Annotated in this window: 12 protein-coding genes; 5 read left to right on the top strand and 7 right to left on the bottom strand. The window is 32.2% G+C overall.

Annotated elements, in window-relative coordinates:
• Nucleotides 1-2 precede the first annotated feature (2 nt).
• From BAQ49_RS19725 to BAQ49_RS19715, 3 genes are all read right to left on the bottom strand, one after another.
• The gene (locus BAQ49_RS19725; protein ID WP_071747010.1) at nucleotides 3-404 is read right to left on the bottom strand and encodes a CBO0543 family protein; all 402 of its coding nucleotides are present in this window, start codon (nucleotides 402-404) and stop codon (nucleotides 3-5) included.
• Nucleotides 379-1,545, bottom strand: coding sequence for a DUF2515 domain-containing protein (locus BAQ49_RS19720; RefSeq protein WP_071746735.1), 1,167 nt, complete (start codon nucleotides 1,543-1,545; stop codon nucleotides 379-381). Before BAQ49_RS19720 ends, BAQ49_RS19725 begins: the two co-directional genes overlap by 26 nt.
• A 159-nt stretch (nucleotides 1,546-1,704) precedes the next feature.
• Nucleotides 1,705-4,425 carry a sensor domain-containing protein gene (locus tag BAQ49_RS19715; RefSeq protein ID WP_071746734.1) on the bottom strand — a complete coding sequence of 907 codons (2,721 nt, stop codon included), beginning with the start codon at nucleotides 4,423-4,425 and terminating at the stop codon, nucleotides 1,705-1,707.
• Nucleotides 4,426-4,855: 430 nt separating this feature from the next.
• On the opposite strand from BAQ49_RS19715, the gene BAQ49_RS19710 reads away from it, so the two are divergent.
• The 3 genes from BAQ49_RS19710 (at nucleotide 4,856) to BAQ49_RS19700 (ending at nucleotide 6,941) form a co-directional block, all read left to right on the top strand.
• A complete protein-coding gene (locus BAQ49_RS19710; RefSeq protein WP_071746733.1) occupies nucleotides 4,856-5,245 on the top strand; it encodes a VOC family protein in 390 nt (129 codons plus the stop codon).
• A gap of 213 nt (nucleotides 5,246-5,458) precedes the next feature.
• Nucleotides 5,459-6,274, top strand: a complete 816-nt coding sequence (locus BAQ49_RS19705) for an alpha/beta fold hydrolase (protein ID WP_071746732.1) — start codon at nucleotides 5,459-5,461, stop codon at nucleotides 6,272-6,274.
• A 91-nt stretch (nucleotides 6,275-6,365) separates the two neighbouring features.
• Entirely contained in the window at nucleotides 6,366-6,941 is a 576-nt protein-coding gene (locus BAQ49_RS19700; protein WP_071746731.1) for a histidine phosphatase family protein, read from the top strand.
• A gap of 67 nt (nucleotides 6,942-7,008) precedes the next feature.
• Here BAQ49_RS19700 and BAQ49_RS19695 read toward each other — a convergent pair whose 3' ends face one another.
• Entirely contained in the window at nucleotides 7,009-7,653 is a 645-nt protein-coding gene (locus tag BAQ49_RS19695) for a YczE/YyaS/YitT family protein (RefSeq protein WP_071746730.1), read from the bottom strand.
• Between the two features lie 182 nt (nucleotides 7,654-7,835).
• Between BAQ49_RS19695 and pepT the strand changes: the two genes are divergently transcribed.
• Nucleotides 7,836-9,068 (top strand): peptidase T, encoded by a 1,233-nt coding sequence (pepT, locus tag BAQ49_RS19690; RefSeq protein WP_071746729.1) that lies wholly within the window; start codon nucleotides 7,836-7,838, stop codon nucleotides 9,066-9,068.
• Nucleotides 9,069-9,106: 38 nt separating this feature from the next.
• Here the strand turns inward: pepT and BAQ49_RS19685 are convergent, their stop codons facing one another.
• Genes BAQ49_RS19685 through BAQ49_RS19675 form a run of 3 tightly spaced genes read right to left on the bottom strand, consistent with a single transcriptional unit; the run spans nucleotide 9,107 to nucleotide 11,122 of the window.
• Nucleotides 9,107-10,018, bottom strand: a complete 912-nt coding sequence (locus BAQ49_RS19685; RefSeq protein ID WP_071746728.1) for a DNA-3-methyladenine glycosylase family protein — start codon at nucleotides 10,016-10,018, stop codon at nucleotides 9,107-9,109.
• Nucleotides 10,015-10,545 (bottom strand): methylated-DNA--[protein]-cysteine S-methyltransferase, encoded by a 531-nt coding sequence (locus tag BAQ49_RS19680; RefSeq protein ID WP_071746727.1) that lies wholly within the window; start codon nucleotides 10,543-10,545, stop codon nucleotides 10,015-10,017. Before BAQ49_RS19680 ends, BAQ49_RS19685 begins: the two co-directional genes overlap by 4 nt.
• 4 nt (nucleotides 10,546-10,549) lie before the next feature.
• Complete coding sequence (locus BAQ49_RS19675; protein WP_071746726.1) at nucleotides 10,550-11,122, bottom strand: bifunctional transcriptional activator/DNA repair enzyme AdaA; 573 nt, start codon at nucleotides 11,120-11,122, stop codon at nucleotides 10,550-10,552.
• Between the two features lie 154 nt (nucleotides 11,123-11,276).
• Between BAQ49_RS19675 and BAQ49_RS19670 the strand changes: the two genes are divergently transcribed.
• Nucleotides 11,277-12,035 (top strand): exodeoxyribonuclease III, encoded by a 759-nt coding sequence (locus BAQ49_RS19670; protein WP_071746725.1) that lies wholly within the window; start codon nucleotides 11,277-11,279, stop codon nucleotides 12,033-12,035.
• Nucleotides 12,036-12,335: the final 300 nt, after the last annotated feature.

The raw sequence follows: 12,335 nt of genomic DNA, 5'->3' as shown, positions 1-12,335 counted from the left end.
CTTTATTTTTGTATTAAATTATACACTTTCCAAATAAAAGAAAAGAAAATCATATAACCAAATAAAGAATATATATGGTTCCAATCTGCACTATGTACAAATAAACCTAAACCTTCCGCGATTTGTTCAAAAATACTAGCGCAAATACCTATTGAAATAATAAATAGAATTCTAGAGACTTTAGATAATTTTTTTGAAATGTGCATAAAGGTAGCTGTTAAAATTGGCAGTACGAACAATGTAAAAGCTATATTAACCGAAAATGTGGAGGAAAAGGGCCTAGCTGGAAAGGAATATATTTGTTTATGAATAAAGAAAGCATCTAAGCAAGTTCCAATAATAGAAGAGAGAAAGATTGTAACTACCAATGCTAGATAATCATTCTTCTTCTCGAAGGAGAATATTTTTTTTTGCAAGAATTGCGAGTTCAATTTTTTCGAGTGTTTTACAGTATTCTTCTGTAATTTGTCCATGTATGCTTTCCTCCTTATCAGTTAAATAATGTATGACTTGCCAGTCGTTAAACCAATCTTCATGTACTGTTTCTTCATGTTTTATATTTTTCCATGCGTACATAAGTGCAGGGCTATATATACGGTAGGAATCATTTTTTAATTGGCATTTCTTTATTCTTCGTTTATAAAACTCTCTTGAGAAAGATTCATTTACACTTGAAAATAAATGTGGCCAATAATCTTTTCGTGAGCCAGTGTGTGGATGAGTATCAACCCATTGTAGTATACGAGCTAACGCATGTTCATCATGAAATAATAATGCATATAATCTTTTTCCGAGCAAAAGTCGTTCGTGTAAGGAAGTAAAATGTGTCATTGTATCACCAATTAATATTGCTTTCTGTTTGGAACTTTCTTCATAGAAGGGAAAAAGGATATGATTAAATTGAAAAAAATCAAAAAGTTTGAAACCAATACTATTTAGTACTGTTTTTTTGAAGTGTGTATTTTGAATCACTCTTTTTTCTAAGTAGTTTTGTTCATTAATAATCGTCGCAATTGCTAATATTTTTTTGTTTCCAGTTTTCCAAAAAAAGTTCCACATCGTTTCCATAAATGTTGAAACATTAAGGGACGGTAGAAGGTGAAAGAGGTTTCGGGATATTTTTAAACTTTGCTCATATAATAAAAATTGTGGATACACATCTTGAAAAATAAGCCAATTTCCTCGCTCTAAAAAAGAAAAGAAAGTAAATTGATCTTTCTCAGATAATAACTTCGTATATAAGTCACCTTTTAAATCTGTCATGTTCCAACCGCCGTTACGCGATACCATATGTCCAAGCAGTGCCCAATGTATTTCAGGATATCTTTTGTAAAATTGATAGTAAGCACGTGTTCTTGTAACGTTGTTTTGATTTAATAATTTAGTTCGTTCTTTAATTGTAGAGATTAATATTTTTTCCTCTTTAGAAAGAGTATAAGGGGAGCTATTTGCGTTAATACATTTTTGTTTTAGTTCTGTTTTTATAGAGAAGAGGGACAGAGGGATGTTTTTGTAAAGTTTATTATTTTGGTTATCTTGGTACATTTCATTCCCTCCTATTCAAGTCTGTTATCATAAATGTATTAATAATTGCTTAAATAAATGATATGCGAGGGAAATGAAAAGTTAAAAAGTATAGAAAAAAGGAAAGATGAGGCTGACTCTTCTTTCCTTTTTTGTATTAGAAACTATAATGTAAAGTTATTATGTGTGAATTCCCTTTTTCAGCAGAATAGAAAATGAATCGGCATGAATAGGCTTACTGAAATAATAACCTTGAATAAACTGACATTTATTTTTTTGAAGGAAATTTACGTGTTCTTTCGTTTCTACACCTTCAGCAATGACAGACATTCCTAATGTATTTGCTAATGTGATGATCGTTTTAATGATTTCCATTCCATCTTCACACGTTTCAGACATTGTAATAAATTCTCTCGGAATTTTTAACGTATCGATTGGATATAAAGGTAAATATGATAATGAAGAATAGCCTGTACCAAAGTCGTCGATTGAAATGTGAACCCCTAAACTTTTTAGTGTACGCAGTTTTATCAATGTTTCTCTCTCATCCATCATTGCAATTCGTTCTGTTAATTCTAGATCAAGGGAACTTGCTTGTAAGCCTGTATTTGCTAAAGTAGAAGAAATAGATTTTACAAAGTCTTCTTGTTCAAATTCTTTAGCAGATAAATTTACCCCTATTTTTAAATGAGGATAGCCAGATGCATGCCAGTGCTTCATTTGCTGACAGGCTTGCTGTAATGTCCATTGTCCAATTGGAATAATTTGCAGTGTTTCTTCGGCAATTGGAATAAACTCGTATGGAGAAATAACACCTAATTCAGGATGATTCCACCTAATTAAAGCTTCTGCACCTATAATTTTATTAGATTCACTATCAACTTGAGGTTGATACAAAAGGAACAATTCTTCATTTTGTATTGCGTTTGGTAAATCTTTTTCTAATCGTAATCGTCTTTCGATTTTTTTAGCGATTACATCGTCATAAATAGAGACAGAGTTAAGCTCTTTTGCCTTTGCATCATACATTGCAACATTAGCGTTTTTCAGAAGTGTAGCGGTATCGATTCCAGAATGTGGATAAATAGCGATGCCGATACTCAGTGATAAAGTTAATTTATGCTCATGTATGAGAAACGGTTTTTTCATGTTTTCAAATAATTGGTTACATAACTTGAATAAGGAATCATGGTCCGTATAGTTTTCGATTAAAATTGTAAATTCATCGCCACCGATTCTTGACAGATGAGTATGTGATGGAAGACATGATTGGAAACGTTTTGCTACTTCTCCTAATATGTAATCGCCTGTTGAGTGTCCAAGTGTATCATTAATAACTTTGAATCGGTCTAAATCTAAATACAATAATGCAAATTCACTATTGGTTGCTTGTGCTCTTTTTATAGCCTTCTTTAATTTTTTATGAAAATAAGCTCGATTCCCAATTTTCGTTATCGTATCATGGAATGCTAAATATTTTATTTCTTCTTGTTGTTTTTTTTGTGCGGTAATATCCTTTACCATAATATAGCTTCCTGAAATTTGTCCATCTATCATAATAGGAACGATGGTAACGTATAAAAAATAAGTAAAGCCATCTTTATATTGAGAACTAAGTTGTAAGGATGCTGATTCTTGTTGTTTAACTTTTTCTAATGCAGATGCTAGTTTATGTTTATCTTCATCTAAAATAATCGAAAAACATGTTTCACCGAGTAACTCGTTCGTTGGTGCTCCGAGTAATACGCTTCCTGCTTTATTTACATTTAAGAATGTTCCATTTAAATCAATCGTAAAAATAGGATCAGGATGATACTCATATAAAGATTTCAATTTTTGTTGTTTTTGAGATAAAGCCTCTGATTTTTGGACTAAATCAGAGGTTCTTAAAGTAACTTTTTCTTCTAGTTGAGCATTAAATGCTTGTAGACGTTTTGTTAGGGAATTGTTTTGCGTACGTACAATAGAATGACGAATGAGTACGAAAATAAAAGTAATACAATTTCCTGTAATGAGAGTTGAAGGTGCTGTTTGTTCTTTTAATGTAAACCCGATTAGTATTGCAACAGCAAGATATGGAAATACAACTAATACTTTTTTTCCTAGTATATGGTTTACAATGAAATAATTTTTATGACTATTATAATCTTCGGAAATAGCCCCAGCTATTGCGATAAGTAATATAGGTATTCTATATAAAAGACGTAATAATGTTATCGTGTCAGTTGATAAATGGTTATGTAAGTAAAAATAAATATAGTTAAAAGTTGCAGAGCTTATTAATACAAAAATAAAAATATAAATTTTCCGTTTGGAATTAAAAACAGTTGGACGGAAAAAGAGACTAACACCTAGTAGAAGAAATAATAGGTCTGCAATTGGATAAAGAAAGGAAAGAAAAATATCTCCCAGTGAAAGGGAAAATATATTTAAATTTGGCTGATTAAATAAATACCATTCTAATGTGAATATGGAAGTAAGTACTATACATATATCACAAATAAAGAACGCTTTTTCCCATTTATTGCACTCTTTTAAGATTTTATAGCAGAAAGCGATAAGGCAGAAGAATAGAAAAAACATGTAAAATACATCAGAAACAGTAAAACGATGTATTGGAAATTCGAAAAAATTCTCTTGATACGTATATACTATTTTTCCTAATAAAAAACTACCAATTGCAATTGTAATACATATCCAAAAAGGATTTGAACTAACTCTTTTAGAATATATAGAGTATATTAGTGATACAAATGTAATGGCTTCAACGATGAGTGAAGCGAAGCGTACATTGAAATTTGAAAAATGAGTAGGGAACAGAAAGAAAAACATAAAATAGATTGAATAGCATATTAGTGTTGTAATTAATATACATAGTTGTAAATTTTTATTTAATTTCAATAAAATCACCTTCTTAAAGTATGCACTATATTCGTAATATCTATACATAATAATATTACTAAAAGATTGTATCAGATTTCTTTATAAAAAGCATGCCTATAAGAAAAAATGAAGAATGTAATATTTCTTAAAATTGAAAAAGTATTGAGTTCAATAATTTTTAGATTATAAGGAATGCAGATAGAATTTGTATATTTAGTCATCCTTTAGATTTTAAAGGTTTTTTAGTGATTTGCAAGAGGAGATGTAAAATTGCATATAAAGTGATGGGAACTTCTCTCTAGATGAGGGGAGTTTTTCGCTATTATAGAGTATTAATTAAGACCTTTGTATTTAGCTATTCTCATACTAATGAGGGATTAAAGAAACGTGTTAATTATATACAATAATATGTAATACAGTAATTAATTTTTAAGATGGAGGGAAAATCATGATGAAATGGGTGAAGTTTAGAATAGCACGTCCAACGGATAAGTTTGAAGAGGTTATAGCGTTTTATGAAGAAGGATTAGGCTTAAAACGTATAGGTGAGTTTTATGATCATGATGGCTATGATGGAGTCATGTTTGGTCTACCGGATGAAGAATATCATTTAGAATTTACAAGACATATAGATGGAAGCCCATGTCCAGCCCCAACAAAGGATAATTTACTTGTGTTTTATATAAGAGAATATAAAGAAATAGAAAAAGTGAGTAAAAGGCTGCATGCAATGGGATACGATGAAGTAGAACCGGAAAATCCATATTGGAAAGAAAAGGGGATTACTATAGAGGACCCAGATGGTTGGAGAATTGTATTGATGCAAATAGAAGAATGAGGCTAGAGAAGTTTCGAATTTTGATAGAGTATAAGAAAATATAAAAAAGCTTCCTTGGAGGAGATACACTCATAGGGAAGATTTTTTGTTTTTGTAATCTGAAAATTAAGATTTGAAATTAACTTCTGAAAAGATATAAAATGAGAACGTGTATTCTTTTGAGTTTGAGAGGATTGTTTTTAAAGGTGAATATAAAAATAGGGAGGTTTTTTTATGATATGCCGGATTAGGGATGCAGAATTATATTATGAAATCATTGGAGAAGGAAAGCCAGTACTTATCATACATGGCTGTGCTCCTGACCATAGGTTAATGATGAAATGTATGGAATCGGTATTTCAGAAATATGAAGGTTATCAACGAATATATATTGATTTACCTGGTATGGGAAAGTCGAACGCTCCAGATTGGATAAATAGTTCAGATCATATATTAGAAGTGTTAACTACATTTATTGAAGAAATCATTCAAAAGAAAGATTTTTTACTGGTAGGAGAGTCTTTCGGCGGATATTTAGCTAGAGGGATACTTTCAAAGGTGTTTGAGAGAGTGAATGGATTATTATTAGTATGTCCTGTTGTCGTAGCACAGCAAAAAGAAAGACGATTACCAGATAAACAGGTATTTGTACGAGATGAGGAGTTTTTAAATACGCTAACTTCTACCGAAAGAGAAGAATTTAGTGAGTTAGCGGTGGTAGCAAATGAATATACATATACGCGATTTAAAGAAGAAATTAAGCCAGGGTTAGATGTTGCTAATTATGAATTTATTGAAAGGTTGCAAAAGAATTACTCTCTTACTATGAATTTTCATTGTAGAAAATATGAGAAGCCAGTTCTTTTATTGGCCGGAAGACAAGATATATCGGTAGGTTATCAAGATATTGTAGGAATCATTGAAGATTATCCAAGAGCGACATTAGCGGTATTAGATATGGCGGGACATAATTTGCAAATTGAACAGCCTGAATTATTTGAGAGTTTAGTTTCGGAGTGGGTTAGACGAACTGCTCAGCAAAGTTCATAAAAAAAGAATAAATTAATATTTTGATTGTATTCAAGTTTTGATACGGAAAAGATTAAAGTAATTAACTTATAAATATTTTTAAGGAGGAATTATGAATACATATATCTATATGGTTAGGCATGGTGAATCGCCAAAATTAGAAGGAAATGAAAGAACACGTGGATTAACTGAGAAGGGAATTTTAGATGCTCAAAGAGTAACTGAGATATTAAAAACAGAGGGAATTAATACTTTCATTTCAAGTCCGTATAAGAGGGCTATGTTAACGATAGAAGAGTCAGCAAATCTACATGAAAAAGAAATATTAGTATATGAAAATCTTAAAGAGTGTAAGTTTTCAAATGAAGATAAAATTATATCGGATAAGGAAGTGTACCCACTTGTAAAGGAGATGTTTTTTAATCCAAAATATGCACTGACGGATGGAGAGTCATATGCGGATTGTCAGAGAAGGGTAGTGAAAGTGTTAAAAGAAATATTAATGAATTTTCAAGGACATAAAATTGTAATTGGTACACATGGGCTTGTAATGACACTAATGATGAACTATTTTGATAATCAATATGGACTTGAATTTTTAATGAATACATCCAAACCGGATATATATAAGCTAGAATTTAAAGAAGAGCAATTAATGAATGTAGAGAGAGTATGGAAAGAAGAATGAAATGGGGTATATGGAGTGTGTTTTAAAAATTACCTTTAAAACACACTCTTTTGTATTAAGTTGAGTTTTAAATATTTTCACTAATATGTTCTTTGTTTTTGTTATTTAAAGTATGTAAGAGTTTTTGAAATACCTTAAATGAATGCTGGAATATTGGACTTTGAATAAAAGTGTATAGAAAAGTTACGATAAAAACAGGACCTCCTAGCATGTATCCAATGACTAGTACAAAGCATTCTACAATGATTCGAGCACGGCTAATAGATAACCCAGTTTTGTCAGAAATGGTAAGCATGAATCCATCGCGGGGTCCAGCACCAATACCAGCCGCAACGTACATGCCGCCCCCAATTCCTGTAATTGCAATACCAGAAAATAAAATGAGTAAGTTTATCCATAAATAATCACTAGCGTTTGGAAGGATTTTTGATTGTAAGAAAAAGTCCATAATAGGACCGATAAGTAGTGCATTTAAAAATGTGCCCACGTTTATATATTTTCGATCTACTAGTAAAGAGATAAGAACGAGACATAATCCACATATGACACTCCACGTACCAATTGTCCACCCAAATCGTTGGTAGAGAGCCATATTTAAAACTTCCCAAGGGTGTAAACCGAGGAATTTAACTTTGACTGCAAGAGCATTTCCAAGTCCAAAGAAAATTAATCCTAGGAAAAAAAGAAAATAGCGAAAGAGAGTTAGCCTCATCTTTAAAACCTCCCAATATATAATGATGTATATTACATGTTTGAATTTCAATGTACAAATATTATGTCTTTTTATAATTTATTAAAAATGTAAATGGATATATATTTTCACAGTCAAAAAAGTTAAAATATTTCGTTTTAAGGATTATAATAGAGAGAGAACTATAAAAGGAGTGAACGAATTTGAAACAAGAACTTATTGAAAGATTTACGAGATATGTAAAGATTGATACACAATCAAATGAAGAAAGTCATACAGTGCCTACAACACCAGGTCAAATTGAGTTTGGTAAGTTATTAGTGACAGAGTTAAAAGAGATCGGGTTATCAGAAGTGACGATGGATGATAATGGTTACGTAATGGCAACACTGCCTGCTAATACAGATAAGGATGTTCCTGTAATAGGGTTTTTAGCTCATTTAGACACAGCAACAGATTTTACAGGGAAAAACGTAAAACCACAAATTCATGAAAATTTTGATGGTAATGCAATTACGTTAAATGAAGAGTTAAATGTTGTGTTAACACCAGAGCAGTTCCCGGAATTACCATCATATAAAGGACATACCATTATTACAACTGATGGTACAACACTTCTAGGAGCAGATGATAAAGCTGGTCTTACAGAAATTATGGTTGCAATGAACTATTTAATACATAATCCGCAAATTAAGCACGGGAAAATAAGAGTAGCATTTACACCGGATGAAGAAATTGGTCGTGGGCCAGCGCATTTTGATGTAGAAGCGTTTGGTGCATCATTTGCTTACACGATGGATGGAGGTCCATTAGGTGGTTTAGAGTATGAAAGTTTTAATGCTGCAGGTGCTAAGTTAACATTTAACGGAACGAATACACATCCTGGAACAGCGAAAAATAAAATGCGTAACGCAACTAAACTTGCTATGGAGTTTAATGGGCATTTACCAGTAGAAGATGCACCAGAATATACGGAAGGCTATGAAGGATTCTATCATTTGCTTTCTTTAAATGGTGATGTCGAGCAAAGTAAAGCTTACTATATTATTCGAGATTTTGATCGTGATCATTTTGAAGCGCGTAAAAATAACATTAAAGATATTGTGAAAAACATGAAAGAGAAGTACGGTGAAGATGCGATTGTTTTAGAGATGAATGATCAGTACTATAACATGCTTGAAAAAATTGAACCAGTGCGAGAAATTGTTGATATTGCATATGAAGCGATGAAAAGTTTAAATATCGAACCGAACATCCATCCAATTCGTGGTGGAACAGATGGATCACAATTATCGTATATGGGATTACCAACGCCGAATATTTTCACTGGTGGTGAAAACTATCACGGAAAATTTGAGTATGTTTCGGTAGATACTATGGAAAAAGCCGTTCAAGTTATTGTAGAAATCGCAAGAAGGTTTGAAGAACAAGCTTAAAAAAACAACCAAGTAGTACGGATGTGCTACTTGGTTGTTTAGTATAGTATTCGCCACAAATAAAAAGTGGCGTAAGACTCCCAGTTTATCCAATTTGCTGCAAAATCTTTTATTTCATTTTTAGTCGGTTTACTTTCGGAACCTGTTATAAATTTAATTGCATTATGCAAACCAACATCATCAATTGGAAAAGCTGAAGGAAATCGTAAACAGCGCATTAAAACATAGTTGGCAGTCCACGGTCCTATACCATAGATAGCAGTTAATTGTTTTTCGGCAATCTTTATATCCTGTGTTTGTAGTAAAGATTCTTTTGATAGTTTCCCTTCTGCAATAAGCTCCGCGATACCGATTAAATATTCACATTTTCTAGTTGTCATTTTTAATTTTTTGAGATCTTCTACATGTAGATTTGCAATTGTGTCAGGTGATGGGAATATCCAATGTTTTCTATCGTGCCATTCTACATAATTTCCGAATTGTTCGACTAATCTTCTTTTTAGAGTATAGGCATATGTGAGGTTAATTTGTTGACCGATAATTCCCCAGGAAAGTGCTTCAAATAAATCTGGAATACCTAATGTGCGAAGCCCATAATACTCTTGAATAGGACCTTGAAGGAGTGGGTCATGTATAGCTAATTTATAAAAGGGAGCTAAATCAGTAGTTAAATCAAACCACTCTTTTACATAGTTAGCTACAGCATCGCATATCCATTTTTCAGAGATATATAATTCTCCTAAAAAACGTACTTGAATATTGCCATCAGTATTCATGCTAACTTCAATTAAAGGATTTACATCTTGAACAGGGATGACTTTATAGATTTTGTCATCTTCAATGTGAAACATACATTCATTGTTAGAACGTGATAGATAGCGCAAGTTTTCTTGAAAACTAAATTCTTTCGGAACAGTTAAAGTTAATGAGTCATAGCTAAGTTCGGTCATATAGGTTCCACCTGTAACGTTTCTAATGTAAGCAATTCTTTCTTCATTTCTAATCCTCCTCTAAAACCAGTCAGTTTTCCATCTTTTCCTATAACACGATGGCAAGGAATTGTAATGAGAAGGGGATTGGCGGCAATAGCAGTAGCAACGGCACGCACAGCTGTAGGTTTTTGAATGCTTTCCGCGATTTCTGAATAAGAATATGTCTTTCCATAAGGAATTTCACGTACCATATTCCAAACAGATAATTGAAATGCAGTTCCGTAAACATCGATAGGAATTGTAAAGGTTTCTAGTTTGGTTTCCAAATACTCGATAAGTTCTTTTGTATATGTTTGCAGATAATCTGGATTTTGGATGAATGTATGTTGTGGCAGTTTTTTGCTAGCCCACGTATTTAGTTCTTCAAAAGTTTCATTTTGCGATCCGATAAAGCATAATCCATTTGAAGTAGCTGCAATATGCATACGCCAATGTTTATGAATAAGCAATGTCCAATATATAGTTTTACTTTCATATGGTTTCATTATTTCATACCTCTTTTGTTCCGTTCTTTTTTCGATATTCAGTAGGAGTAAATTCGGTTTTCTTTTTAAATAAAGTTGCGAAATACTCTGGGTTTTCTATCCCAACAGCAGTGCTAATTTCCTTGATAGATTGATTTGTATGTGAAAGGTATTCTGCCGCTTTAACAATCCTGATTTGCTGTAAATATTCTATTGGACTTTTCCCTATCAATCTTTTGAAAGTGCGTTGTAAATGAAATGGGCTACCGTGGCACATTTCTGCGAGTGTGTCGAGAGTTAACTCTTCGTCATAATGCTTTTCAATATAGTCTTTAATTTGTTTTACCCACTCTTCATTAGGCAAAGCAATCCCATTTGGTTTACAACGTTTGCACGGACGAAAGTTTTCATGCAATGCCTGCTCTGCGTTTAGAAAAATTCGTACGTTGTTTTTATTCGGTATTCTTGATTTGCATGATGGCCGGCAAAAAATCCCGGTTGATTTCACAGCATAAAAGAATTTGTTATCATAGGAAGAATCATTATGAATAATAGCTTGCCAATGCTCACTTGTTAGCGTAAACTCTTCATTTTGCAAAGATCATCACCTCTGAAATTAGTATAACCTGAATCATGTGCGTATGTACGTATTCATAAATGTAAGAGCAAGATTACAAAGATGAAACTATGATAGGTTATCTATTTTGTGTTAGCATGAACTTTGAAAGTGAACATCAAGAGGAGGACTATAAGTGAAGTTAATTTCATGGAATGTAAATGGTTTGCGTGCAGTTATCGCGAGGGGTGGTTTTTTAGAATATCTTGAGGAATCCAATGCAGATATATTTTGTCTACAAGAAATTAAATTACAAAGTGGACAAATTGATTTAAATCCCGAGGGATATTATACATATTGGAATTATGCTGTGAAAAAAGGTTATTCAGGAACGGCTATTTTCACGAAAAAAGAACCGCTTTCTGTTACATACGGTTTAGGGATTGAAGAACATGATCAAGAAGGACGCGTTATTACATTAGAATTTGAAGATTTTCACATGATAACGCTATATACACCAAATTCAAAACGGGGATTAGAACGTTTAGATTACAGAATGAAATGGGAAGATGATTTCAGGGCCTATATAAAGCGATTAGATAAAAAGAAACCAGTTATTTTCTGTGGTGATCTAAATGTTGCCCATAAAGAAATCGATTTGAAAAATCCGAAAAGCAATCGGAAAAATCCTGGTTTTTCGGATGAAGAAAGAGAGAAGTTTACAAATATTTTAGAGGAAGGCTTTGTTGATACATATCGCTTTTTATACCCTGAGCAAGAAGGCGCATATTCATGGTGGTCATACCGTATGGGAGCAAGAGCGAAAAATATCGGGTGGCGCTTAGACTACTTTGTAATTTCTGAAAGGCTAAAACATAAAATTACCGATGCGAAAATTAATAGTGAAATAATGGGATCCGACCATTGTCCGGTTGAATTACATATGGATTTCTAAAAAAAGAAGTATCTTCCTGAGAAAAGGAGATACTTCTTTTTTTGTTCAGTTTGTTAAAATTTTTCAAATCATTCTTGAAATAATTAAATATTAAATATATACTTAATAACGATAATCATTATCAATGATAATAGTTATCGTTGGTGGGAACGGCAAATAATTTCATACTAGGGGAAGTGAACGAGGATGAATCTTCATTTTACATAGATTTGTTAATGATGTGAAATATAGATGAAGGTTATGTTTCATATAATTAAGTTTAGTTGTTGGAATAATATATTTAAAGATTTCGAGAGGAGA

The sequence above is a fragment of the Bacillus proteolyticus genome (assembly GCF_001884065.1).
GTDB classification, from domain to species: domain Bacteria; phylum Bacillota; class Bacilli; order Bacillales; family Bacillaceae_G; genus Bacillus_A; species Bacillus_A proteolyticus.
The sequence above is the reverse complement of the archived record's forward strand: the minus strand, read 5'-3'. Positions and strand labels throughout refer to the sequence as shown.

Bases quoted from the DNA above. Each gene is read 5' to 3' on its own strand.
- BAQ49_RS19680 (WP_071746727.1), bottom strand. From the start codon at position 10,545: ATGAAACCATATGAAAGTAAAACTATATATTGGACATTGCTTATTCAT.
- BAQ49_RS19685 (WP_071746728.1), bottom strand. From the start codon at position 10,018: ATGACCGAACTTAGCTATGACTCATTAACTTTAACTGTTCCGAAAGAA.
- BAQ49_RS19700 (WP_071746731.1), top strand. From the start codon at position 6,366: ATGAATACATATATCTATATGGTTAGGCATGGTGAATCGCCAAAATTA.
- BAQ49_RS19695 (WP_071746730.1), bottom strand. From the start codon at position 7,653: ATGAGGCTAACTCTCTTTCGCTATTTTCTTTTTTTCCTAGGATTAATT.
- BAQ49_RS19705 (WP_071746732.1), top strand. From the start codon at position 5,459: ATGATATGCCGGATTAGGGATGCAGAATTATATTATGAAATCATTGGA.
- BAQ49_RS19720 (WP_071746735.1), bottom strand. From the start codon at position 1,545: ATGTACCAAGATAACCAAAATAATAAACTTTACAAAAACATCCCTCTG.
- BAQ49_RS19710 (WP_071746733.1), top strand. From the start codon at position 4,856: ATGATGAAATGGGTGAAGTTTAGAATAGCACGTCCAACGGATAAGTTT.